Consider the following 25,885-nt stretch of genomic DNA (forward strand, 5'->3'; position numbering starts at 1 on the left):
CGCCGCAGCGGCGGTGACGCGTGACAATGCTTGCGAGCACAGAGGGGGGCGGCGGTCTGCGGCCCCCCGAAAGAACGCGGCTCCTCGACGAGGAGCGCGTCTCCGTCCTCGAGCAGGCGCTGTGGAAGCGCCTGGACGACGCGGCCGATCTGGATGCTGTTCTCGCCGCATGGCTGGCGCTGCAATGCGGAATGATCGCCTCCGCGTTCTGCGGCGCGATCGCCCTGCGGGATCATAGCGGCAATCGCAAGATCGCCTCATGGCCGGAAGGCGTCGACGCCGTCTCGCGCCTTCATTCGACGATCGACCTCGCTGTCGCGCAACGTCGCGGCGTGGCGCACAAGCCCACCCTCGACTCCGGCGCGCCGTCGCCGGTCGCGCAAATCGCCTATCCGATCATCATCGACGATAAAGTGCTCGGCGCCGCCGCCATCGAGATCCATGGCGACGGCCCAGCGCAAGCGCGGCTCGCGGCGCGGCAGCTGCAATGGGGCGTCGCCCGGGTCCGCGAACGTCTGCGCATGGACGCCGCCGCGGAGGCGACGCATCGGCTGCGCCGCGTGACCGGAGTTCTCGACATGCTCGCCGTGGCGCTCGAGGAGGAGGGCTTCTCGCCCGCCTGTCGCGCCTGCGTCACCGAGCTCGCGTCGCTCTATGCTTGCGAACGCGTGAGCGTCGGCTTCGCGCAAGAGTCGGGCGTGCGCGTCGTCGCGATCTCCCACAGCGCTCATTTCGGAAAAGACCTCAATCTCGTTCGGCTCTTGAACGGCGCGATGAACGAGGCGGTCGATCAGCACGCAATCGTCCTCTATCCTCCGCACCCGGACGAATCGACGATTGTCCGCGCGCATGCCGAATTGGCGGAGGCGCATGGCTGCGCCGCCATTCTGACGACGCCAATGTTCGCCAAGGACCAATTCATCGGGGCCTTGAGCTTCGAGCGCGGCAAGGACCGGCCGTTTCAGCCGGACGAAATCGCTTTTCTCGAATGTCTCGCCTCCGCTCTCGGTCCCGTGCTCGACATTCGCCGCCGCGATGACCGCTGGCTGATCGTCAGGGCGTGGGAATCGCTTCGCGCGCAGGCGCATGATCTCGTCGGGCCGGGTCATGTCGGACGCAAGCTCGTCGCCCTCGCGCTGATCGCGTCCACCATGCTTTTCTATCTCGTGACGGACGTCTACCGCGTGAACGCCAACGCCGTGATCGAGGGCCGGGTGCAGCGCGCGATCGTCGCGCCCTTCAACGGGTTCATCGAGGAAGCGCATGTGCGCGCCGGCGACGTGGTTCGCGGCGGAGAGGTGCTGGCGACGCTCGACGATCGTGAATTCGCGCTCGAGCGCTTGCGCTGGGTCACGGAGAGACAGAAGAAGCAATATGAATTCGAGCGCGCCGGCGGAGCGCGCAATCGCGCCGATGCGCGCGTGCTCGGCGCCGAGATGCAGGAGTCCGAGGCGCAGATCAAGCTCGCCGACGAGCAGCTCGCGCGAACGAAATTGCGGGCGCCTTTCGACGGCCTCGTCGTCTCCGGCGACCTCAGCCAGTCTGTCGGAGCCGCGGTGCAACGCGGTCAGCTTCTGTTCGAGATCGCTCCGCTCGATGATTGGCGGGTCGTTCTGGATGTCGACGAATCGCAGGTGAACGAGATCGTGAAAGGGGCGCCCGGCGAATTGCTGATCGCGGCGCTCCCCAACGAGACGTTTCCGCTCATCGTCGAAAAAATCACCCCTGTCGCAAAGGCCGATGAAGGCGCGAATACGTTCCGCATCGAGGCCGCGCTACGGGCGAGCTCGCCGAAGCTGCGGCCCGGCATGAGAGGCGTCGGAAAAGTGGAGGCGGGCCGAAGACGCATAGGCTGGATCTGGACCCGATCGCTGGTCGATTGGCTGAAGATCTGGTCATGGCGATGGCTGGATTAGGAGCGCCGCATGGTCGCGCCGCTGCGCAGCTCCTCCTGGTATCGCGTCGCCGACCTCAAGCCGCGATTGCGCTCGCATGCGCGAATCCATCGCCAGCGCCATAGAGGCCAGCTGTGGTACGTTCTGCAGGATCGGCAGAATGGGCAGTTTCACCGGCTCTCGCCTTTGGCGCATCATATCGTCTGCCTGATGGACGGTCGCCGCACCATCGACCAGATTTGGGAGATGATGGGCGAGCGCTATGGCGACGATCAGCCGACGCAGGACGAAACCATTCGTCTTCTCGCCCAGGTCCACGCCGCGGATCTGCTGATCGGCGACGTTCCGCCGGACATGGAAGAATTGGCGCATCGGGCGGATCGGCACAGTCGCCGAAGCTTCGTGCAGAATATTCGCAATCCGCTGGCGATCCGCATTCCGCTGATCGATCCCGAGCGCTTCCTCGCCGCGACGGCGCCGCTCGGCAGACTCTTGTTCAGCTGGTGGGGCTTCGGCTTCTGGCTCGCGACGATCGCCATCGGGCTCGCGCTCGCCGGCATGCGATGGACCGCGCTCACGCATAATGTCGCCGATCGCGTCCTGTCCTCGGAGAACATCGTTCTTCTGCTGCTGGTCTATCCGCTCGTCAAAGCGCTGCATGAGATCGGTCATGGCATGGCGACGGCGCGCTGGGGCGGCGAGGTCCACGAGCTCGGCGTCATGCTGCTCGTGCTGATGCCGGTCCCCTATGTCGACGCCTCCGCCTCGGCCGCATTTCAGGAAAAGCGGCGCCGGATCATCGTCGGCGCGGCGGGAATCATGGTCGAAATGTTCCTCGCGGCCGTGGCGATGATGGTGTGGGCGCTCGTCGAGAAAGGTTTCGTGCGGGCCGCTGCGTTCGACGTCATGCTGATCGGCAGCGCCTCGACATTGCTCGTCAACGGCAATCCGCTGCTGCGGTTCGACGGCTATTATATTCTCGCCGATCTGATCGAGATTCCCAATCTCGGCGCGCGCGCCAACGCCTATGCGCTCTATCTGCTGCAGCGTTACGCTTTCGGCCTCGCGCATCTTCCATCGCCGGCGACCTCGCCGGGCGAGGCGCGCTGGCTTCTCGCCTATGCGGCGGCCTCCTTCCTCTACCGCATGACAGTGACCTTCGGCATCGCGCTCTTCATCGGCTCGCGATTCTTCATCCTCGGCATTCTGCTCGCGCTCTGGGGAATCGTGACCGGCGTCGCGCTGCCGCTCGCGAAGGGCTTCAATCGCCTCCTCACCGATCCGCAGCTGCGGAGCGTGCGCGGACGAGCGATCCTCGTCTCCGGTCTGGCGACGGCGGCGCTCGTCGTCCTCGCCACTATTGTTCCCGTCCCTTATGCGACCATGGCCCAGGGCGTCGTCGTCGCCCCGGAGAAGTCCACGCTTCGCGTGCGCGCCGACGGCGAGGTGATCGACGCGCTTCTCGCCGAGGATCTCTATGTCGAAGCCGGAACCCGCGTCGCGACGCTGGCGGACCCGACCCTCGCCGGCGAGACCGCTGTGCTGGAGGCGCAGACGGAGGCCTATCGCCTGCGGCTCGAAGCCGTCGCCAACTCCGATCTCGTGCAGGCCAATATTTTTCGCGAGGAGCTGCGTCGCCTCGAAGGAGCCTTGGCGCTGAACCGGCGACGCATGGCCGATCTTTCGATCCTTGCCGAGAATTCCGGCCGTCTCATCTTGCCGCGCGCATCGGATCTTCCCGGAAAATTTCTGAAGAAGGGCGATCTTCTCGGCTATGTCATCGCGGAAGGCGACCCGGTCGTGCGCGTCGTGGTTCCGCAATCGGACATTGATCTCGCGCGCAGCCGAACGATGAAGGTGGAGATCCGCTTCGTCGGCCGCGTCGATCGCGTGATTCCCGCCGTCGTCGCGCGCGAGGCGCCGGCGGCCCTGGACGAATTGCCGAGTCTCGCGCTCAGCAAGCGCGGCGGCGGCGACATTGCGATCGATCCGACCAAGACCGATGCGCCGCGCGCGCTCGAAACGCAGTTCCATCTCGACCTTCATGTCGCGCCGCAAGAGGAGCGGATGAACATAGGCGAGCGTGTCTATGTGCGTTTCGATCACGGCGCCGAGCCGGTCGCCTGGCGCCTCTGGCGCGCCGCGCGCCAATTGCTGTTGAGGCAGTTCGGTGTCTGACGCGCCGGCGCAGGCGCGCCCTCCCCTGCCGCGACCGCGGATCTATCCCGAGCGCCGCTGGCCCCGATCCGGTGTGCTCGAACGCATGGCGGAAGCGGCGGTGGCGCGATTTGCGCCGGCGATCGGATGGCTCGCGGGGCGCGGCGCCGGCGGCATTGTGGAACGTGTCGCCCAGCATGAGGCGGAGCTGCGCGCGCTGTCCGACGCCGAGCTGCGCCTGCGTGGCCGAGCGCTGCGCGAAACGCTGTATCGCTGTCGCGCGCGCGACCCGAAGGCGATCGCGGAAGCATTCGCGGTGATCCGCGAGGCTTCGGATCGCGTGCTGGGAATGCGACATTTCGACGTACAGCTGATCGGCGGCGATATTCTCCTCGGCGGGATGGTCGCCGAGATGGACACTGGCGAAGGCAAAACGCTCACGGCGACATTGGCGGCTGCGACCGCGGCGCTGGCCGGCGTCCCGACTCATGTCGTCACCGTGAACGACTATCTCGCGCGACGCGACGCCGATCTGATGCGGCCGCTTTACGAGTTTCTCGGACTGCGCGTCGGCGTCGTCACGCAGGAGATGGCGCCCGAGCAAAAAATGGCGGCCTACGCCTGCGACATCGCTTATTGCACGAATAAGACCCTCGCCTTCGACTATTTGCGTGATCGTTTGGCGCTCGGGCGGAGGAGCGGCGATCTTCGGCGCAAATTCGAGACTCTCGCTGCTCCGGCGACGCAGGGGCGTGATCTCTTGTTGCGAGGACTTCATTTTGCGATCGTCGATGAGGCGGACAGCATACTGATCGACGAGGCGCGCACGCCGCTCATTCTCTCGCGAGAACTGCCATCGACATCCGAGCAAGAGGATTTCGTTCGAGCGCTCGAGATCGCGGAGCGGATGAGCGAGGGGCGTGATTTTCTGCTCCGTCTCGACGAGCGTCGGGTCGAGCTGACCGCCGCAGGCCGCGCGCTGCTCGCCGAATTCGCGCAGCCGCTCGGAAGCCGTTGGCGCATGACGGCGCAGCGCGAGGAATGGGCGGTTCAGGCGATCACGGCGATGCGCCTCTTCCACCGCGACGAGCATTATATCGTGCGCGGCGGGAAAGTGGAGATCGTGGACGAGCATACCGGACGCGTCATGGCCGACCGCTTCTGGAGCGATGGGCTCCATCAGATGATCGAGGTCAAGGAAGGATGCGCAATTTCTGGCGTGCGCGCCACGATCGCCAGAATGACCTATCAGCGCTTCTTCCGACGCTATCAGCGGCTCGCTGGAATGACGGGCACGGCCGCCGAGGTCGCGGGCGAGCTCTGGAGCGTCTATCGGCTCGCCGTCGCGCGCGTGCCGAGCAACAAGCCCTCGCGACGCGAGCTGCTTCGAGATCGCATTGTCGCGACAGAGTCGGAAAAATGGCGCGCCATTGTGGAGACGATCGCGGAGCATCATCGGCGGGGCGCGCCGGTTCTGCTCGGCGCAAGGTCCGTCGCTTCGTCGCGCAGAGCGAGCGAAAGTCTCGCTGCGGCGGATTTGGCGCATGTCGTTCTCAACGCCGCGCAGGACGCCGCCGAGGCGGAGATCGTGGCCGCCGCCGGGCGGCGCGGCCGCATCACCGTCGCGACGAACATGGCTGGCCGCGGGACCGACATCAAGCTCGACGACGATGTGAGCGAATTGGGCGGATTGCACGTCATAATGTCGGAGCTCCACGACGCGCGCAGAGTCGATCGGCAGCTCGCCGGACGATGCGCGCGGCAAGGGCAGCCGGGTCGCTTCCAATCGATCTTATCGCTCGAGGACGGCCTGACGGACACCAACGTTTTACCCTTCGAACGGTACTTAATGTACGTAATGATTCGAGCCGGCTGGTCATGGCCTGCGCGTTTCGCTCTTCGCGCTGCGCAGCGTCGCGCGGAGCGGCTTCATGCTCATATGCGTCGCGAATTATTGGATAGAGACGAGACTCTCGATCATGCGCTCGCCTTCACAGGAAAAGCCGAATAATCGCCGAACGTCGATCGCGCGAACCGTCATCGCCGCGGCTCTGGCGATGTGCGGCGCTTCGGCGGCCAGCGCGGCGCGAGCCGAAAATCGTCGGATCGATTGCGTCATCGATCCGACGATGACCGTCAAGCTCGGCAGCCCGACTGCGGGATTGGTGTCCGAGGTGCTCGTCGATCGCGGAGACGTCGTCGTCGCTGGCCAAGTGGTCGCCCGGCTGGAATCGAGCGTCGAGGTCGCGACGCTCGAATTGAACAGAGCCCGCGCTGCGAGCGCTGCGCGCGTCGAGGCTCAGGCCGCTCGGCTGACGCTCAGCCGAGCGCGCATGGGCCGAGCGCGAGAGCTGCTCGCGCGCAACAGCTTCACGCGGGACAAATTCGACGAGCAGAGGGCGGATACGCGCGTCGCGGAAGAAGATCTGGCGCGTGAGAAGGTCGAATTGCGGCTCGCCGAGCTCGAGGTCGAGCGCTCTCGCGCCCTGCTCGAGCAGAGGACCATTCGCAGCCCTATCGCGGGGGTGATCGGCGAGCGCAAGCTGTCGCCGGGCGAGTTCGTCCATCAGGACACTTTCATAATGAGCGTCGTGCATCTCGATCCGCTGCATGTCGAGGCGTTTCTGCCGGTCGCCCTGTATCCGAAGATCAAGATCGGCGAGGCCGTCATGGTGTCGCCGGACGAGCCCGTCGGCGGGAGCCATCTCGCGACGGTCTCGGTGATCGATCGCGTATTCGATCCGGCGAGCGCGACATTCGGCGTTCGCCTTCTCTTGCCGAATCCGGACAATCGGCTGCCGGGCGGCCAACGCTGCAAGCTCGATTTCGACGAGGCGGCGCGTGAGAGGGACGCGCAATGAACGCGGCGCGCGCGCAGCGTCTTTGCGCATTCATATCGTGCTTCCTGGCGCTCGCGGCGCAAGAGAGCCGTTCGGAGACGTTGAAGAGCGCTCTGGCTTCGGCCTACGCCAATAATCCGGACCTCGAGGAACAACGCGCGGTCGTGCGGATTCGCGATGAGGACGTGTCCAAAGCTGCGGCGGGGCATCGGCCGAAGGCTGGCGCGTCCTTCAGCGCGGGGCCGCAAAAGTCGAGCGTCCGTCAACCGGGCGGCCGCGATCAGCTGAGGAACCGCCTCTACACCGATGATGAGAATTTCGGCCATCCGCGCAGCGGCACGCTGAATCTGTCATTGACGGTGTTCGACGGCTGGCGTTCGGATAATTCCATGCGTCAGGCCGAGTCCGGCGTGCTCGCGGCGCGCGCGATTCTGTCGGCCGCGGAGCAGGAAGTGCTGCTGCATGCGGCGACCGTCTATATGGATGTGCTGCGCGACACTGCGGCGCTCGGTCTGCGCAAGCACAATCGCGCGGTTCTCATGGAGCAGCTGCGCGTGGCGCGCGATCGGGCCGAAATGGGAATGGCGACGATCGCCGATGTCGCGCAGGCGGAAGCGGCGCTGGCGCAAGCCGAGGCCGACCATGTCGGGGCGCGCGAATCCTTGCGGGCGAGCGTCGTCGAATATAGGGAGGTGATCGGCCATGCGCCCGTGCGGCTCGAGCCTGCGAAAGGCTGCGAGCGTGATCTGCCGACGACGGCCGAGCAGGCTGTCGAACGGGCCGTCGCCGCGCATCCGCAGGTGATCTCGTCTCTTCATCAAGTGGATGTCGCGACGATGGCGGTGAAGGTCGCCGAGGGCGCGCTCATGCCGTCGCTTTCCGTAGGCGGGCAGGTCTTCCAGCAATATGATTCCTATCTCGGCTATCCCGGCACACGGCAGTTTTCGGCGCAGGTGACGGGAACGCTCAATGTGCCATTATACGATGGCGGCGCCGAATATTCCGCGGTCAGGCAGGCCAAGCAGCAGCTCGGTCAGGCGCAGGTGCATGTCTCGGCTCAGCGCAGCGCTATTCGCGCCAAGCTCGCCGCGAGCTACAGCCGTCTTGCGACCGCAAATGCGGCGCTGCATTACGGCGGAACGGTGGTGAGATCCTCGGAGAGGGCTCTCCAGCAAATTCGCAACGAGGCGGAATTCGGCCAAAGAACGCTTCTCGATGTGCTGAATGCGCAGCAGGCGCTATTCGACGCTCGGGTGAAAATGGTCTCGGCGCAGCACGATCGCGTCGTCGCCTCCTGCTCCGTTCTCGCCGGGATCGGCGGCCTATCCGCCGAGAGCTTGAATCTCGACGTCGACCGATATGACCCGGCGAAAAATCTGGAGCAGATACGAGAGCTTTGGATCGGCCTGGACACGCCGGAGGCTGTCGCGTCGCCTTCGATTCCGTGAATCCAGAATGATTGTTCGAGGCGAGCTGCGTCGTCAGCGTCGCGCTGATCTTCATTTTGAGGAGCGACGCTTCTGATACGGGAAGCATTATCGCGCCTTGGGCTCCGAAGCGTTGTTCTTGCCGTCCGTGCCGAGATCGAAATGCTGGCCGTCTACCTCGATGCTGCGGATGCGCGCACGGTAGCCGGCGCCCGGCGAGGACGCATGAACCTTGTGGGCCGCTCGGCTGGACGTCGCCGCAACGTGCGACGCGCGCATGCGGGGAGCCGGTAGCGGAGTCTGCGACGCCTCGCCACCCTGCATATTATCGTCGATATCGGCCGAGGCAGCCGCGGCTACCGCCGCCCTGCCCGCGGTGGCGCGCGACGCCTCGGCGCCATTCGAAGACGACGCCCTCGCTTCTCTGGAGACCACATTGCCGGCGCTCGTCGCCGCCTGCCGCGTTTGCGCGAGTTGTGCTGCTGCGGCGGCCCGATCCGCCAACACTTTGCCGATCGTTCCATTGATGTAATAGGGGACGTCCTTGATCTGCGCATTCGTCAATCCGCCGCCCCCGGTAACGGCGCCGGCCGAGCGGCCGTCGGGCGTATTCGTCATCGCCAAGCCGGGGTTGCTTTCGGAGTCGTAAAAGCTGTTCGTGATGGAGCCGGCGGAGCTGCCGCTCGAGTAGGAAACACCAGAGATTCCTCCGGTGAGGCCCTCAGGACCTCGCACGAGACCCTGTGAATATGAATCTGCGATAGCGCCTGTGTTGCGACCGGCCAGCCCACCGGTCCAAGTGCTGGCCCCGGTCCCCGTGACCGCCCCGGAAGCCGATGAGCCAGTAATATTTCCGCTGTTGAATCCGACGAGTCCTCCGGCTTGAATGCCGCTCGTCGTGACATTCCCCGTCGCGTAGGAATTGGTGATGGCGCCGGCGCTGGTTCCGGCGAGGCCTCCTGTCGCGATGGTCCCGCCGGTCACATCGCCCGTCGCATAGGATTTGTCGATGTTGACGGCTTTCGTCGATTGAGAGCTGCCGAGCAATCCGCCTGCGTACCATCCAGCCGTCGTCGAGACATTGCCGGTCGCATAGGAATTGGCGATGGTGCTCACGCCGCCCCTTGCGCCAGTCGATATATATCCGACGAGGCCTCCGATGGATTCGCCGGTATTTTTGGCGCCTGTGCCGGTCACATCGCCGGTCGCGTAAGAATTGGTGATGAGAATACCTACGCCCGCGCCTGTCGTGCTCACCATTCCGATCAATCCGCCGGTTCCGTTGATAAGCGGCGCGTCGTCCGGAAAATTGCTCGTCACATTGCCTGTCGCATAAGTGTTGTCGATAATGACATCGCCGCCTGCAGACTGCGCGCTTCCGCTTATCTGTCCGATAAGTCCGCCGATATTATATCCGCCGCGCACATTGCCGGTCGCGAAAGAATTCGTGACCTTCAATGAATTTGTGCCGATGGTCGTGGCGTAGCCGATGAGGCCGCCATTGCCGCTGCCGGCGTCATTGCCGTTCACATTGCCGGTCGCGTAGGAATAGTCGATCGTCGTGGCGGTCGCGCCGCCGACCAGCCCTCCTCCACCCTTGTCCACGTCGCCGGTCGCATGCGAATGCGAGATTGTCGAGCCTGTATTGAAATAGCTCCCGGCGCTTCCCAACAAGCCGCCGCCGCCTCCCGACACCTTTGCATCCGAATAGGCGTAGGTCACGTTCGAGCCGGTCACTCCTCCAGCCAGACCTCCACCTGCAATGGCTATCGACCCCGTGCTGTAGACTTGAGCGAGCGTCACCAGATTGCCGGTTCCCAATAGCGCTCCCCCTCCGCTGGAGGAGGATGCGCTGCTGATGTCGACATTCACGATTCCCACATCGCGAATGGTGGAGGCGCTGCCGTCCGCTCCGGCCCGGCCGATCAGTCCCATGGGATCGGATGACGTGCTCGACGCTTTCAGAGTCAGATTGCCGATGCTGTGGCCGAGACCCGCGAAGGTCCCAGAGATCGCCGAGACGACCGAAGCCGCGCCGATTTGGGCGGCGCTCCACTGCGAAGCGTCGAGGTTTGTCGCAAGTGCGAATTTTCCGCTGGCCGTGCCGGTGGCGTCGTCCAACGCAGCGAGCTGGTCCATCGAATGGATGAGCGTGTAGCTCTGCCCGTTGATCGCGAGAGTGGCGGTGTCACCCGGAAGGCTGATCGATCCATAGACGCCGCCGCTCGTATCCTTCACGGCGATAGGACTGCCGTTGGCGTCGAGCGTCGCGCCTGCGTAGCTGGCCTTGCTGCGGATGTGATAGTCGCCGCCATAGCTCATCGCCAGCGCGCCATGGGCGCCAGACAGCGACACGGCGTCATTGATGTAGATGTCCGCGCCCGCATTCAGCGTCAGCGCGCCGCGATCCGCAGTGGTGGCGACCGGCGCATTGACGTTGATATTATTGGTCGCCGAGAGCGTCAGCGAATTGTTCGACGACCAGCTCACGGCGTCGTTCAGAGTGACGCTGCCGCCGATCGCATTGAGGGCGAAATTGCGCGTCGCGAGATTTCCATTGACGAACTGACCGCTGAAAGTCCCGCCGGCGCCGACGATGATGTCCGGCTGGCTCCACGACCAGGAGCCATTGACCCCTGTGTTCAGCGCGAAACTGTTTCCCGTGACGACGCTGCCGCCGGCCGTCTCGAGCAGTCCGCCATTGCCGCTCGCCGCTGCAACATTGACGGCGCCATTGACATTGGTCTTGCCCGCCAGATTGCCGACGATATAGCTGCTCAATCCGCTGGCGGCGGTGCTCAGCGTCAGGCTCAGCGTGTTCGCCGACGCCAGCAGGACCTTACCGCCGCGCGCCGTCAGCGTTCCCGATTGATCGACGCCATTATTGCTCGCCAGCGCCGCAAAGCCGCCGTCGACGATGACGATGTCGCCGGCCGCCACCACCGAGCCGGAGCCGCTCGAGGCGACGAAGAGATAATTGCCCGCATTGAAATTGGCGTCGCTGATGCTCAGCGTGCTGGCGACGAGCGCGCCGACATTGACGCTGGACCCCGCCGTGAACAGCACGCCGGCGGAATTGAGAATGAAGACGCGGCCATTGGCGTTGAGAGCGCCGGCGATCACGCTCTTCTCATTGCCGGTCACGCGATTGAGGACGACGGAGGTCACAGAAGGCTGGACGAAATTGACGGTCTCGCCCGCCGCGATCGAGAAGCGGAACCAGTCGATGATCGCCGAATTCGTCGTTTGCGTGATCGTCGTCGTATTGCCGGAGGTCGCAATTGTGGCGGCGCCGCTCGCCACATGATCGAGAGCGAGACTCTGATTACCGACGACGACCGAACCAACGCTGCCGACCACAGTGTAATTGGGGTTGTTGACGGTCAGCGCGGTCACGTCGGTGATCGACTGAACGCCCGCGGCGGAGCCGGCTATTTTGGCGGAGCCGCCGAGGCTCACCGAATCGCCCGCCACCACATTCATCGCAGCGAGATTGCCGGCGCCGATGCTGACGCTCCCATCCGCCGACTTGGTCCCGTAGAGGCTGAGCGCCAAAGGCGTGATATTGGCGGTGGTCGTAAGAGACGCGTTTTGCAAAATATAATTGCCGCTGTCGGTCCCTGTCAGCGCCAGCCCGGAGACGGCGACCGTCTTGCCCTGGCCAACATTTTTGTCGGCAAATTGCGCCGTCGAATAAGAGAGGGACAGATTGTCGCCCGCGACCTTGCCGGGCAGCTGATAAGATATGGCGTCGACTGTCGCGCCGTCATAGACCTTGTCCACGCCAGTGGCGGCGGCGCTGATCGGCTTCGGCCCGATTGTCGCCGTGGTCGTGTTGGCGATCGTGTAATTGCTCGCTTTGCCGCCATTGGCGCCGTCCGCCGCGGCATAGGCGAGGTTCACCGTCTTGCCGACGGCGGCGTTCTTGTCGGCGAAAGCCGCCGACGTATAGGCGACATTCAGCGTCTGATCGCCGATGAGACCGATGAGCCCGCTGTTCGCTACGCCGCTGTTCAGCGTGGCCGAGGTGGTTCCGTCATAGACCTTGTCGGCGACGACGCCAGAGATCGTCAGCGCTTTCGGATTGACCGTGACCGTGCCCTTGACGTTCTTATAGACCGATGACAACACGCTCGAGGCGGCCTGCATGCCTGCGTCGACATAGCCATTGCTGGTCGCGACGGTGAAGGGATTGAGGGTCGTCGAGGACACGTCATCCTTCGAAAAGCCTGACCCTCCGCCTCCCTGCAAGCCCAGCACCGACAGCGACAGCGTGCTTATCGTCGAAGTGGCGACGCCATAGGTGGGGATGGTGCTTGTGCTGACGTAGATCAGAAGATTTGCGAGAATGGGATAGCCGGATTTCGAAGCCGCCCAAATGGCGGCGTCGAAACCCGCGTAGCTCGCGAAGCTGGGCGCCTCAGCGGCGGTCAGACTCTTTGCTGCGGAACTGTCGGTTACCGGGGAACCGCTCGAATACCAATAGGCGTTGGTGATCGCGCCGCCGGTGTTGTCCGCGACGAAACCATATTGCGGCTGCGCGCCACCGACCGAATAGGAGGTCGCATAGGCGTTGCTGATCGTCCCGGAGTTCTGATAGGCGAAGGCGGCGCTCCAATTGGACGATGCGTTGGTTCCATTGAGCGACGTCGTATAGGCGTTGGTGATCGTCCCGGTGTTTTGCCCGACGAAGCCCGCGAGACGAGGCCCCGCGCTGTAGAAGTTTCCCGTAGCGGCATATTCCATATAGGAATAGGACTGATCGATCGTTCCCGTGTTCTTGCCGACGAATCCGCCCGCGATCGACGTCGTATCGGCGCTGGATAGCCTTATCTGATTGCCTGCATAGGATCGATCGATCTTTCCGGCGTTCACCCCGACGAGACCGCCGACATAAGAAAGGTTGGAGACGCCGAAAGCGGTATTGGTGAGCAGCTGCGTGTTGGTCGAGAGATTCAACGCCCGCGCCGAGCTGTCGATGATCCGGCCGCTGGCCTCGTTCGTCCCGACCAAGCCGCCGCCGACGCTCGTTATCGCCACATTGGCCAGCGAATAGCTCTGAGCGATGAGGCCCGAGTTGACGCCGACGAGACCGCCGACGCTGTCGATCGTCACTGTCGGATTGGCCGCGGCCCGTGGAACCACGTTTCCGCTGGAGAAACTGTTGACGATGGAGCCCTGGTTGACATTGGCGAGCAGGCCGGCCGCGGCGCTGCTCGTCGTTCCCGCGCTGAGCGACGCCGATGCGACGGCGAAATTGCTGACCAGACCTCCGGCGCCGATCGTTCCGAACAAGCCCGAGCCGGTCAGCTGGGCCGAGATGACCGAGTGGCCGAGACCGTTGAAATTGCCGGTGAAGGCGGTCGTGGCGCCGATCGGGCCGCTCCAATTGCGCGCTCTCAAGCCGCTGAGATCGGCGCCGAGCACATAATTGCCGGCCAAGTCGTTTTTGACGGCGTCCAATCCGGCGACAGTGGTGATGACCGTGTAATTGGCGCCATTGAGCGTGAACGTCCCGGCGCTGGAAAAATCGAGCCTTCCGGCGAAGACGCCATTGGTCGCGCCCTGATAGGCATAGAGCCCTTTGGGCGTGCCGTCGGCATTGGTTCCGACGCCATAATTGGCGGCGAAGGAAGCTGTCCCCGTCGCCGTCATCACAGCGTCGATGAAGACATTATTCGTCGCGGTTAGCGTCAGTCTGTTGCCCGACCAGCTGACGGCGTCATTGACATAGATATTGCCGTCGGCGCCGTGTCCGCTCGTCGACTGGATCGTGACATTGTTCGAAGCGAGCTGGCTCGTCAGCGCCGCGCCGGTGATGTCGCCGCCTATGCCGATCGTGAAGCCGTCCGGATCGATGATCCAGCTTCCTGTCGCCCCGCTCGTCGAGGCGGTCGTCACGACGGCGCTATCGGCAACCGTCACCTTATTGCCGGAGGTCTCGATCGTTCCGCCGTCGCCGCCCTTGCACGCCGAGGCGTCGAGCTTGCCGGACACATTCACCGTTCCGCCCGAAGCGAGCAGCTTGATCCTTCCGACCTTCACCGAACCGCCGCTCGACGACGAGCCGCCGGTCAGATCGGCGAGCGTTCGCGCCTTGATGATCCCGCTATTGTTGACCTGCGCCGAGAGCAAATCGTCGGCCGCTTTCGCGGTCAGCACGACCTGGCCGCCATTGGCTTTTATCAGCCCCTTGTTCTGGACGAGAGCGTCATAGGTCCCTTTGTCGATCGTCACATCGACGAGAGAATCGCCACCGAAATTCAGCGTGATCTGCTCGCCGGAAGCGAGCGCGATCGTCCCGAGCTTCGCGGTGATCGTCCCCTCGTTCGAGACGGTCTTGCCGAGCAATGCGACATAGCCGCCTTCGCTCGCTTTGATCTTGCCCTGATTGACGACGGCGGCGTTCGATGAGCCGGAAAAGACGTAGTTCCCGGCCATGAAGTTCGAGTTGGAGATATCGAGCGTCGAGGCGACGAGGCCGCCGACATTCACCTGGGCGTCCTTGCCGAAAAGGATGCCGGCGGAATTGACGAGGAACACGCGCCCATTGGCGTTCAGCGCGCCGGAGATGACGCTCTGTTCATTGCCGACGACACGGTTGAGCGTCACCGACGTGGCCGTCGGCTGAAGGAAATTGACCGTTTCCCCGGCGCCGATGGAGAAGCCCTGCCAGTTGATGATAGCGCGATTGGTCGCCTGCGTGATATTGGTGACGCTGCCGGCCGAAGCGATGGTCGCCGCGCCGTCTACGACGACGCCGCCCGTCGGGTTGGCCAGGGCGAAACGCGGCAGGGCGAGAACGGCGGCGATGGCCGTCATGGTGGAAAAAGCGCCGCGCAGAGCGAGCAGATCGGCGCGAGACCGCTGCGATGATATCGACGTCGAGACAGCCGCCCATGATTCCGTCTTCCGTCCCACATTGCGGCTGAAACGCATCGATCTGCCCTTTTTGCGGACGGAGCCCATGAATCGGTCGTCGCGGTAAGGTGGCGCCGACGCTCCGTGCCATGCTTATGTTATGTAAACGAAATACATTATGATTCCGGATAAGTAGTGCTCGAAAACGGGGCGTTGTGGGCAAATTAAGGGCTGCCCTGGGGGCGACAGTCCGGCAATCAGATGGATGCCACGCCGGTCGGTTCGCAAGAGGCGTCGCCAGCTTGGCAAAGACGGTCTGGCTTTGCCCATTCTTTGTCAGAGCGGCGTCGGCGCGAGCGATTTTCCGTATGCGCCGATTATATTGGCGACCTCTGGAAGCTGGTCGACGAGCCGCACGGCTGGTTCGACCTCGAAGGAGGCCCCTGCCCTCTCGAAAATCGCTAGGCATAGCTGGTCGGGATCGTGTCGGGAACGGAAGGCGAGGCCATCCGGTGCGTCCGGATGCGCCCACAGCGCGTCGGCCCAGGCGCCGCAAGGCTCATAAGGTCCGGTCGAGATGGAATTGTCGAGGCCGAGAATCTGTAGCCCGGCGCTATGCAATTGTACTATACGGAGTGCGCGCCGACAGCGCACGACGCTCGAAGCACGCGCTTCGATGTCGACCTGAGCGACCATTTTCCTGCGTGGATTGCGCAGCAAGGTCTCGACCAGCGCGCCAGCGAAGCGAAAGGCGACATAAAGCACGCCGAATGAGCCGGAAGCGCTATCGAAACGATAGGTCGGCGGCGCTCCCGGGCCCGGACCGAAGAATATCGGATGATGCTCCGCTCGATGCACGCGGTGGAGCTCCATCCGAGCTGGCAGAACCTCGATCGGTAGCGCCACAGTGGCGAGAGCGGCTGGCGGGAAAGTTGCGACGCCCGAAGGGCCTCGGACCGGGCTCACGCGAAGCCGTCGCCTTGTTCGATCCGGGCGAGACGTTCCAGCTCCGGGGTCAGTCCCTCGCGCCGCAGCCTTTGCATCGGGGTCTCGCCTCCGAGAGCATCGTCTGGCGCCAACAGAAAATCCATTGCGACCCAAGGACCGGCTTCGGCGAAGACGTCGAGAAGCTTCGGCAGCCCGGCGACGACCGTCCCCTTGGCCTCGTCGAACTGGCAACGCGGATAGCGCCAATCGCCGCCCATGCGCACGGCCAGCAGCGTATTGGCGCGACGGCGCTTTTCGATCGCCTGCCGGCTGACGCCGAGCTGTTGCGCGACCTCGGTCGAGGAAAGCGTGCCTCCCGCTGCGTCGAGGATCTGGACGCGATGTTCCGCATTCCGCGCCACGAGCGGGGCGAGCGGGTCCAGGTCGACAAGCGAGGCTTCGGTGGTCGCGGTATCCGCCAGCACGCGCGCGAGAGTGCCGAAACCGGTCGAGGCGGCGAGCGCTTCGGAGAGTATTTTCAGATCGGCATGCGCGGCGATCCGGGTGATGGTGTCCATGGAGCGACGGAGAAACGCCTCGCGCAAAGGGTCGGCGCTCGTGGCGTCGCGGAAGGCGGTCTCGCGCGAAGATGGGGCTTTCATCGGCGCCTCGGTTGTCTTCAGGAGAATATAGCGTAGCGCATACGTGGTCAACCACGGCTCGGCCAACACCGACCGAACCAACGATGCGCCCACGATGAAATTCGTTCTCCAGAGCGGCGCCGTCGCTTTGCCGCGCGACGATCGAACCGAGAAGGTGGTCGCGACAAGGCCATTGACCGTCGCCCTAGCCTTCGCTAAGTTCTGTATGTCTCGGGGAGTCCGAAACATCGAAATCTTTCAGGGGAGACCTGAATATGAGCGCATCGGCGCAAAAGCACGATTATCTCGTGTTCATCGGGCGTTTTCAGCCCCTTCACAATGGCCATCTCCATGTCATGCGCCAGGCGCTCGCCGCCGGGCGCAAGCTTATCGTGCTGGTCGGCTCGTCGAATGCGGCGCGGTCGCCGCGCAACCCTTTCACCTATGAGGAGCGGCGCGACACGATCCTGGCCGCCCGCGGCGCGATCGAGGCTGCGCCCGATCGCATTCTCGTGCGGCCGCTGCCAGATTTTCTCTACAATGATCGCGCCTGGATCGCCCATGTCCAGCGCAGCGTCGACGAGGCCATCGCCGCGGACGGTGGCTCGGAACGCGCTTCGGTTGGCCTCATCGGCCACAGCAAGGACAAGTCCTCCTATTATCTGCGCATGTTCCCCAATTGGGACGCGGTCGATGTGCGGACGCAGCATGGCACGCTCAATTCGACCGATCTGCGCGAGGATTATCTGCGCCGCGCGCCGCGCATTCCCGACGCGCCGCTCTGTCCCGCGGAGACCAGCGAGTTTCTCACCCGCTTCATGCTGACCGACGCCTTCAAATGGCTGGTCGGGGAGACGGAGTTCTATCGCGATTACAAGGCCGCCTGGGGCAAGACGCCCTACCCTGTCTTCATCAATTGCGTCGATGCGGTCGTCGTTCAGTCGGGCCATATTCTCCTGGTGGAGCGCGCTCGCCGTCCCGGCGCCGGGCTGCTCGCCCTGCCCGGCGGCCATGTCGATCCCAATGAGAGCTTTCGCGACGCGGCTGTACGGGAATTGAAGGAGGAGACCAAAATCTCCGACCAGAAGGGAGAAATCCCTCCGGCCATGCTCGCCTCCTTCATCGACGAGACCAAGACGCGGCTATTCGACCATCCCGACCGCTCCGAGCGCGGCCGCGTCGTGACCCAGGCCTTTCTCTTCGACCTTCCGGCGCGCAAGCCGATGTTCTCGGTGCGCGGTGACGACGATGCGGCGAGCGCATGCTGGCATGAGCTCGGCCGTCTGAGCGCCGACCAGTTTTTCGAGGACCACGCCGCCATCATCCGCGAGATGACGGGCGCGTTGATCGACTGATTTTTACTTTGGCGTCCGGGGAGTCCGGGCGCCGGTTTCGCGCTGGAGGAGATTCCAGACATGACTCGCATCAGCAGAATTCTCGACGCCGACAGCTACAAGGCCAGCCATTTTCTTCAATATCCACCCGGGACGGAATTCGTCTCGAGCTATATCGAGTCGCGCGGCGGCGCCTTTGCGCAGAGCCTGTTCTTCGGCTTGCAGATCTATCTGAAGGATGTGCTGACGCAGCCGATCACGCGCGCCGACATAGACGAGGCGGAGGAGATGCTGCTCGCGCATGGCGAGCCTTTCAATCGCGCCGGCTGGGACCATGTGCTGAACGCCCATGGCGGCCATATGCCCGTGCGTATCGAGGCGGTTCGCGAGGGCAGCGTGCTGTCGACCGGAAATGCGCTCGTGCAGATCGTCAACACGGACCCGCGCGTTCCGTGGATCGTCTCCTATCTCGAGACCGCGCTTTTGCGGGCCGTCTGGTATCCGACGACGGTGGCGACGCGCTCCTGGCATTTGAAGAAGATCATCGACGCCGCCTGGCGTGAGACTTCGGACGCGCCGCAGGAGCGGTTGGTTTTCGCTTTGCATGATTTCGGGGCGCGCGGGGCCTCGAGCAGCGAGAGCGCTTCGATCGGCGGGCTCGCCCATCTCGTCAATTTTCGCGGCACCGACACGCTCGCGGCGCTCGCCCTGGCGCGGCGTGTCTATCACGAGCCCATGGCCGGCTTCTCGATTCCGGCGGCGGAACATTCGACGATCACCTCATGGGGCCGCGAGCGCGAGACCGACGCCTACGCCAATATGCTGCGCAATTTCGGCGGGCCGGGAAAGGTCGTCGCGGTCGTCTCCGACAGCTATGACGTCTATCGCGCGACGGCGGAGATTTGGGGCGGCAGCCTCGCCTCGCAGGTTCGCGAAACGGGCGGAACGCTGGTCGTGCGGCCCGACTCCGGCGATCCGACGACGACGCCGGTGGAGATCGTCGAAATCCTCGCCGAGAAATTCGGCGCCAGAACCAATAGCAAAGGGTTCCGCCTTTTGCCGGATTGTGTCCGCGTGATTCAGGGCGACGGCGTCGATGAAAGCTCGATCATGGCGATCCTCGCCAATCTGCGCGCGAAAGGTTTCGCTGCGGACAATATCGCGTTCGGCATGGGCGGCGCGCTGCTGCAGAAGCTCGATCGGGACACGCTCAAATTCGCGATGAAGACGAGCGCCATCCGCATCGGCGGTGAGTGGATCGACGTGTTCAAGCAGCCGATCGGCGATCCAGGCAAAGCCTCGAAAAAAGGCCGCCTCGCGCTGGTTCACAGGGACGGCGCGCCGCGCACCATTCGCGCGGAGCAGCGTCGGGACGGCGAGGAGAATCTGCTCGAGGAGGTTTTCGTCGACGGCTATTTGATTCGTGACGAACGCCTCGAGGATATTCGTCGTCGCTCCTGGTGACGTGCCCCTGAAAAATCCCACCAGCATCGATTAGAGTCCGGCCGATTGCAAGACGGATACGATGAAGAAGAAACGGTTCACGGAAGAGCAGATCATCGGGATTTTGCGGGAGCAGGAAGCCGGCGCGAAGGCGGCGGACCTCGCGTGCAAATACGCGGTTTCGGAGACGACGCTCTACAATTGGAAGGCCAAGTTCGGCGGGATGGACATTTCCGAGGCCAAGCGGCTGAAGGCGCTGGGAGGAGAACGCGCGTCTGAAGAAACTCTTGGCCGATCAGATGCTCGATGCGGCGGCGAACTCCTGGCAAAATTATGTATGGTCCGCCCCGGCATTGCAAGGGTCGTCTGGACTGCGGTCGGACGCAGTTAGCGTAAATGAATCCGGCCTCTCGCGAGTGGGCCGCTGTTGCGGCCAGGTCATGATGAGATTCGCGCGCATCGTTCCCACTAAATGGTACGGGCTCGGGAGCCCGTTTTTTTGATCGAGCTTACGATGCGTGGATCGCCTGCTCCGACATCATTCCTTCTCCCCCGGCAACTGCTGCCGAGCGCCCGATCAGACGTGCGCCGGATCGACCCGCTCGTAGAGATTGCCCGTCCGCGTGAGCACTGCCCAAGCCATTCGGGCGATCTTATTGGCCAAGGCGACGATCACCTTGTTTCGATGCATCCGTGTATCGAGCTGATCGAGCCAAACCGCGAGCTTGTCTTTTTGCCTGTCGAGGCGCGCGACGCACGATCGGGTCAGCGTCGCCGCCTCAGAACTCTCCATGAAGGCGCACAGCGAAGATTGAAACGGATCCACGATCGCGGTTATAAGCGGGATTATGCACGAACTGATAGTTGGCGGTGAGATGAACCCCGTCCTGGATATTGAATTTGTAGTATGTTTCCAAAATGTGTTCGCCGTCATAAGTGAGCGCGCCATCGCCGAGCAGAATGCCCGATCCTCCGTTCGCCAGATAGCGGATGTGGCTACCTGATATTCCGTTTACGACGCCGGCGACACCGATCGCATCCTTGGAACGACCCCATCCGCCTCCCGTGAGCACCGCGCCCGCGGAGAGCGATCGTTCGATCTCGGTGAACTCCATCGACTCATATCGGCCGTTCGCCATGCTCGCGCGAAGGAACAAGCCCAGATCATCCGCGAGAGGCTGTTCAATGTTCAAGCCGGCGCCCGCCTTGAAGCGCTTTTTTCGATCGGCCGTAATGTCCGGCGTATTTCCGGAGAGCAAGCCGAGAGCCACAGCCTCGTCATATTTTCCGAGATACGCCAAGTCGCCGTAACCTAAGAATTTGATCTTGGCTTCCTGACCAAGGAGCAGCGAATGGCGCGCCTCGAATTCGACGACGGGCATGAATTGACGAAAAAGCGCGGGCTCGATCGCCTCGCCATTGGGCTCGCCATTGGGAATGAGGGATGTCTGAAAAACACCGGCGCGCGCCGTCCACCAGTCCTGCTTCCACTCCGCCGTCGCCCCATGCGTATAGCCCCAGGAGTCGGCGGCGTAGTCGAAGGCGCCCATGTCGAGGACAGACCAGTTCAGAAATCCACTTCGGCCATCGTGAGCGTATTTGTTGTCGTCGAAGATATCCACAACGGAATATTTGCCGATTGTGAGTGTGAGACGGTTCGTGTCGACCGAGTTGGCTAGCTGATTTTGGCCCGCCTCGATTTTCTCACTCTCTCCACCAAGGCCGATTGTCTGGCGCAGAAAATATTTCTGGAAACGCAAATACGGTCGCGCATGGCCGACCTTATAGGCTTCGGCGCTGGGAAAGCCGGCGATACCGAGCGTGCTGCTGAGGCCATAGCCCTCGTCTATCTCCGGATCGACGTAGACTTCGCCTCCTTGCCACAAACGCAAGCCGAGGAAAGCGGTCGCAGATACGGTGGCGCGCGCCTGACCGCCGGACGGGGCCAAGCTATTGGTTCCCGAATAAAGGGCGCGGAATTTCGGATAGCCTTGCACGACGCCGGTAATTTGGCCATGCACGCTATATTGCTCGGGAGTATCCGCCGGTTTTTCATCCTTCTCACGTTCCGAGCCAGCTGATTTCTTCTTCGACTTTTTGTTCGCTTTCGGATCATCCCGTTCGTCGGCGGAAATCGAATGCTCGTCCGGCTCTGCGGTGAGGTTCATATCTCCGAATCGATAGCTCATGCCAAAGCGTAGGATGTGGCTTTCCGCCCACCTTTGGGAGGCGTAATCGAAAGCACTCCCATTGTCGAAGACCTCGCTGTTGTGCGATTGATTCAGGAACAAATATTCGGCGCGGGCTGACCAGTTCGAGGCGAGGGCGTACTCGACGCCAGCGCCAAAGAGATATTTCGTTCGCGACGAGGCCGAGAGACCGCTCGTGAACACATTGCCCGGCGCGCCGCCATTGAGTGTCAGTGTGGAAGCCCCACGCCAGCCGCCGCTCGCCACGCCTCCAGTGGCGTAGAAAAGCATTCGGTCGACCGCAAAACCGAGCCTTCCACGTAAACTCCCAAAATAGGCGCCGCTCGGATCTGCGGTCAGCGTGTAGGAGCCGACTCCCCGGAGCCAATAGACCGGGGGCGCAGGAAAAGCTCCGATCGGACCACGTCGGCCATCGAGAAAGCTCAGTTCAGTTTCGATCCCATAGACCCAATTTCCATATTGCCAATTGTAGCCGGCCTGCGCGCCGAAAGTTGGACCGGGGCGCTCACGGCCCTGTGGGTAGAGGTCGAAGAGAATGCTGTCGAAAGCGCTCACAGATCGAAATCTTTCGGTCCGATGCAACGGAACTCCTGCCCCGAGGCTGACGCCGAAATAGAAGCCTGCCCAGCAGAAGGCCGGAGGAACGGAAGTCCGCGCATCGGCGGCGCCAGCGGGTCCGACCGCGCTCAGCATCGCAGTGATAACGATTCCAGCCGTCGAATAGCGCATTGTCGTTCTCATCGAAGAAGACTCATTTTTCACGACACAGCTGCGATGCTCTCTCTCGAGTCCAAGAGTGAAATCATACGAAGCGTCGCATCAAACTGGATCGATCGTCTTCGGCCCAAGATTTTTCGACGTGAGCCAGAGAGACGATCGCCGCGGAATTTCGCCTGCTAAGCGTCGAGACGCGTTTCGTCGATGTTTCGAGACTCCTTCGCTGGACGATAAGCCCTCGAGAACTTCTGACGAAGCGCCGGCGCGACGACGAGCAGCATGATCGGTCCGAGCAGCATGCCGCCGACGACGACAGTCGCCAATGGCCGCTGTACCTGTGAGCCGATGCCATTCGAAACGGCGGCGGGAAAGAGGCCGACGCCCGCCGATAACGCGGTCATCAGCAGCGGCCTCATGCGTTGCTCCGCGCCATGGAAAATCGCTTCTCGGAATTCCATCCCCTGGATCGTCAGCTCTCGGAAATAAGTGATGTTCAATATTCCGTCCATCACGGCGACGCCGAACAGGGAAATGAAGCCGATCGCCGCCGAGACGCTGAAGTTCTCACCGGAGACATAGAGGGCGATCACGCCGCCAACGATCGCGAAGGGAATGCCCGCGAGCGCCAGCAGGCTGTCGCGAAGTGAATTGAACAGACTGTAGAGAAGCGAGAAGATGAGCAGGAAGGACAAAGGCACGACGATGGCGAGGCGCGTCTTGGCCTGTTGCAGATTGCCGAATTCGCCGGCCCAGAGAATTTGATAGCCTGGCGGAAGCGCGACTGCGTTCGCGACCTTCGCCTGGGCCTCCGCCACAGTCGAGGCGAGATCGCGGCCACGGATGTTGAATTTCAGTGGGACGTAGCGGCGGCTCCGTTCACGATAGATGAAAGATGCGCCGGTATCGAGGGAAATGGCCGCGAGCTCGCGCAGCGGAACATAGGCGTTCGTCATGCTTCCCGGAGGCGTATAGCCGACCTTGATGTCTCCGATCGCAGCGAGCGTCGTCCGATATTGCGGGGCGAGGCGCACAACGACCGCGAACTGCCTATCGCCCTCGAGCACGGTCGTTGCGTTCGTTCCGCCCATCGCGGCTTGCACGATCGTATTGACGTCACCCGAGTTGAGTCCGTAGCGCGCCGCGCGCTGACGGTCGACTTTGATATTGAGATTGGGCTGCCCGAGCGTGTGGAGAAGCTCGAGATCCTCGACGCCAGCGACGGTTCGGATCTGCTCGCGCACCTTCTCGGCCAGCTTTTCGAGAGTCACGAGATCCGAGCCGACGACTTTCACCGAATTGGCGCCCTTCACGCCAGACAGGGCTTCGTCGACATTATCCTGAATATACTGCGAAAAGCCGAAGACGACGCCCGGCAGCTCTTCTTCGAACTCCTTCTGGAGCTCCGCCGTGAGCTTTTCTTTCGTGAAACCGCGCGGCCATTCATCGAACGGTTTCAACGGTGCAAAGATCTGCACGTCCGAGAAGGCCGACGCGTCGCTGCCATTGTCGGGACGCCCATGTTGCGTCACGACCGTGATGATCTCGGGATGGCGCATAAGAATCTCGCGCATTTTGCGGGTCGATTCGACGCCGGATTCGAGCGACATGGTTGAAGGGAGAGAGGCGCGAATCCAGTAATTGCCCTCCTCGAGCGCGGGCAGGAATTCACTACCGAGACGTGTCGCCAGAAACAGACCGAGCGCGAGGAGCAGCGCGCCGGCGCCGATTGCGAGCCCGACATTGTCGAGCGCCCATCGCAGCATCGGAGTATAAGCTCCACGCATCCGGCGAACAATGATTGTCTCTGTCTCCGCGACGCGTGTGGGAAGGACGATCGACGCGAGCACGGGAGTCACGGTGAAGGTCGCGAGCAGAGCGCCTGCAAGCGCATAGGCGTAGGTTCTCGCCATCGGTCCGAAGATCTGCCCTTCGACGCCCGTCATGGTGAATAAGGGTAGAAAAGCGGTGACCGTGATCGCCGCCGTGAAGAAGACCGCACTGTCGACCTGTAGCGCGCTGACGAAGATGAGCCGGAGCCGATTGGTCCAGAGGCGCACGCTGCCGTGGCTACCGGTCGCCGCGGTAGGATCGGGACCCCAAAAGCCTTCCGTGAGATGTTGCAGGAGACGATTTCGCGCCGGGCGATCCGCCTGGAAATTACGAAAGATGTTCTCGACGAGGATGACGGCGGAATCGACGATGATTCCGAAATCGACCGCCCCGAGCGACAGGAGGTTGGCGTCCTCTCCCTGCGCCACGAGCAGAATGATCGCGAAGAACAGGGCGAAGGGAATATTCACGCCGACGATAATCGCGCTACGCAGATCACCGAGAAAAATCCACTGGATGAAGAACACGAGCAGGCAACCGAACACGAGATTGTGAAGGACAGTATGCGTGGTGACGGCGACGAGCGAGCCGCGATCGTAGAAAGGGACGAGCTTCACGCCGGGCGGAAGAGACCCGTCGGAGTTGATTTTTTCGACCTCGGCCGCGACCTTCGGCAGAATCTCGTTGGTGTGCTGCGTGCGGCCCATGACGACGATCGCCGCAGCAACGTCGTCGTCGTGGTCGCGTCCGAGTATGCCGAGACGCGGAACATGTCCGACAGTGACCCTCGCGACATCCTTGATTTGAACCGGCACGCCGTTCGATTGCGTGAGAACGACATTCTCGATGTCGTCCGTTCGGTAGCCTTTCGTCAGATCGTCATTGCCGCCGTCGTCGATGAGGCCAACGCCGCGAATATTCACCGATTGCTGGCCAAGCTCGATCTCCCGGCCGCCGACATTGACATTTGCGTTGCCGAGAGCTGCGATGACCTGTGGAATGGTGACATTATAGGCCTCGAGCTTGCCGAGATCGACCTCGACGCCGAACTGCTTCGTCGTACCGCCCCAGGAATTGATCTGAACGACGCCAGGGATGGTGAGCAGCCGCCGCGTGGCGATCCAGTCCTGAACAGTCCGAAGATCGGTCAAGGTGAAATGCGGCGGCCCGACCAGCTGATAGCGGAAAATCTCGCCGACGAGGCTCGACTGCTGGATGACGGGCGAGACATTGTTCGGAAGCGATGCGCCTTGCTGCAGCGCGATCGCCGCCTGCGCATAGGCGAAATGATAATCCGTCCCATATTCGAAAGTGACGCGAACGAAGCTCAGGCCGTAGAAGGAGGTCGAACGAATGTTCGTCACGCGCGGCGTCGGGTAGAGCGCGATCTCCATCGGCATAGTATAATATTTTTCCATCTCCTCGGCGGAGAGGCCCGGCGCCTGCGCGGTGATCTCGAGGATGACGGGCGCCGGATTCGGGTAGGCTTCTATATTGAGCCGCGTAAAAGCTGTCACGCCGGCGACAATGAACACGCCGACCGCGAGAACGACGACCGCGCGACGCGTCAGCCCGAATTCGAGAATGGATTTCAGCACGGGGC

At 62.8% G+C, this 25,885-nt stretch carries 13 protein-coding genes and 1 pseudogene; 8 read left to right on the forward strand and 6 right to left on the reverse strand.

Annotated elements, in window-relative coordinates; translation table 11 throughout:
• The first annotated feature begins 26 nt into the window (after nt 1-26).
• The 5 genes from METLW3_RS0121070 (at nt 27) to METLW3_RS0121090 (ending at nt 8,340) form a co-directional block, all read left to right on the forward strand.
• Complete coding sequence (locus tag METLW3_RS0121070; RefSeq protein WP_051592417.1) at nt 27-1,916, forward strand: efflux RND transporter periplasmic adaptor subunit; 1,890 nt, start codon at nt 27-29, stop codon at nt 1,914-1,916.
• 9 nt (nt 1,917-1,925) lie between these two features.
• Nucleotides 1,926-4,073 (forward strand): PqqD family protein, encoded by a 2,148-nt coding sequence (locus METLW3_RS0121075; RefSeq protein WP_024881768.1) that lies wholly within the window; start codon nt 1,926-1,928, stop codon nt 4,071-4,073.
• A 73-nt stretch (nt 4,074-4,146) separates the two neighbouring features.
• The gene (locus METLW3_RS0121080) at nt 4,147-6,063 is read left to right on the forward strand and encodes a prepilin peptidase (RefSeq protein ID WP_245267468.1); all 1,917 of its coding nucleotides are present in this window, start codon (nt 4,147-4,149) and stop codon (nt 6,061-6,063) included.
• Nucleotides 6,032-6,913, forward strand: coding sequence for an efflux RND transporter periplasmic adaptor subunit (locus METLW3_RS0121085; protein ID WP_024881770.1), 882 nt, complete (start codon nt 6,032-6,034; stop codon nt 6,911-6,913). The genes METLW3_RS0121080 and METLW3_RS0121085 overlap by 32 nt, the downstream gene beginning before the upstream one ends.
• Entirely contained in the window at nt 6,910-8,340 is a 1,431-nt protein-coding gene (locus METLW3_RS0121090; protein ID WP_024881771.1) for a TolC family outer membrane protein, read from the forward strand. The genes METLW3_RS0121085 and METLW3_RS0121090 overlap by 4 nt, the downstream gene beginning before the upstream one ends.
• Before the next feature lie 87 nt (nt 8,341-8,427).
• Here METLW3_RS0121090 and METLW3_RS0121095 read toward each other — a convergent pair whose 3' ends face one another.
• The 3 genes from METLW3_RS0121095 to METLW3_RS0121105 form a co-directional block, all read right to left on the reverse strand.
• A complete protein-coding gene (locus METLW3_RS0121095; RefSeq protein WP_157096294.1) occupies nt 8,428-15,141 on the reverse strand; it encodes a filamentous hemagglutinin N-terminal domain-containing protein in 6,714 nt (2,237 codons plus the stop codon).
• 375 nt (nt 15,142-15,516) lie between these two features.
• Nucleotides 15,517-16,053, reverse strand: a complete 537-nt coding sequence (locus tag METLW3_RS0121100; RefSeq protein WP_024881773.1) for an RES family NAD+ phosphorylase — start codon at nt 16,051-16,053, stop codon at nt 15,517-15,519.
• Nucleotides 16,054-16,142: 89 nt separating this feature from the next.
• Nucleotides 16,143-16,769, reverse strand: a complete 627-nt coding sequence (locus tag METLW3_RS0121105) for a helix-turn-helix domain-containing protein (RefSeq protein WP_036310054.1) — start codon at nt 16,767-16,769, stop codon at nt 16,143-16,145.
• A gap of 254 nt (nt 16,770-17,023) precedes the next feature.
• Here METLW3_RS0121105 and METLW3_RS0121110 point away from each other — a divergent pair, with 254 nt between their 5' ends.
• From METLW3_RS0121110 to METLW3_RS26085, 3 genes and pseudogenes are all read left to right on the forward strand, one after another.
• Nucleotides 17,024-18,103, forward strand: a complete 1,080-nt coding sequence (locus tag METLW3_RS0121110) for a bifunctional nicotinamide-nucleotide adenylyltransferase/Nudix hydroxylase (protein ID WP_024881775.1) — start codon at nt 17,024-17,026, stop codon at nt 18,101-18,103.
• 60 nt (nt 18,104-18,163) lie between these two features.
• Nucleotides 18,164-19,546, forward strand: a complete 1,383-nt coding sequence (locus METLW3_RS0121115) for a nicotinate phosphoribosyltransferase (RefSeq protein WP_024881776.1) — start codon at nt 18,164-18,166, stop codon at nt 19,544-19,546.
• A gap of 61 nt (nt 19,547-19,607) precedes the next feature.
• A pseudogene (locus METLW3_RS26085) lies at nt 19,608-19,842 on the forward strand (transposase); the annotation flags it as partial.
• A gap of 260 nt (nt 19,843-20,102) precedes the next feature.
• On the opposite strand, the gene METLW3_RS0121125 reads toward METLW3_RS26085, so the two are convergent.
• From METLW3_RS0121125 to METLW3_RS0121135, 3 genes are all read right to left on the reverse strand, one after another.
• Nucleotides 20,103-20,351 (reverse strand): hypothetical protein, encoded by a 249-nt coding sequence (locus tag METLW3_RS0121125; RefSeq protein WP_198022817.1) that lies wholly within the window; start codon nt 20,349-20,351, stop codon nt 20,103-20,105.
• Nucleotides 20,305-22,464 carry a carbohydrate porin gene (locus METLW3_RS0121130; protein WP_024881778.1) on the reverse strand — a complete coding sequence of 720 codons (2,160 nt, stop codon included), beginning with the start codon at nt 22,462-22,464 and terminating at the stop codon, nt 20,305-20,307. The genes METLW3_RS0121125 and METLW3_RS0121130 overlap by 47 nt, the downstream gene beginning before the upstream one ends.
• A gap of 167 nt (nt 22,465-22,631) precedes the next feature.
• Nucleotides 22,632-25,880 (reverse strand): efflux RND transporter permease subunit, encoded by a 3,249-nt coding sequence (locus METLW3_RS0121135; RefSeq protein WP_024881779.1) that lies wholly within the window; start codon nt 25,878-25,880, stop codon nt 22,632-22,634.
• Nucleotides 25,881-25,885: the final 5 nt, after the last annotated feature.

Source organism: Methylosinus sp. LW3 (assembly GCF_000527115.1).
GTDB lineage: Bacteria > Pseudomonadota > Alphaproteobacteria > Rhizobiales > Beijerinckiaceae > Methylosinus.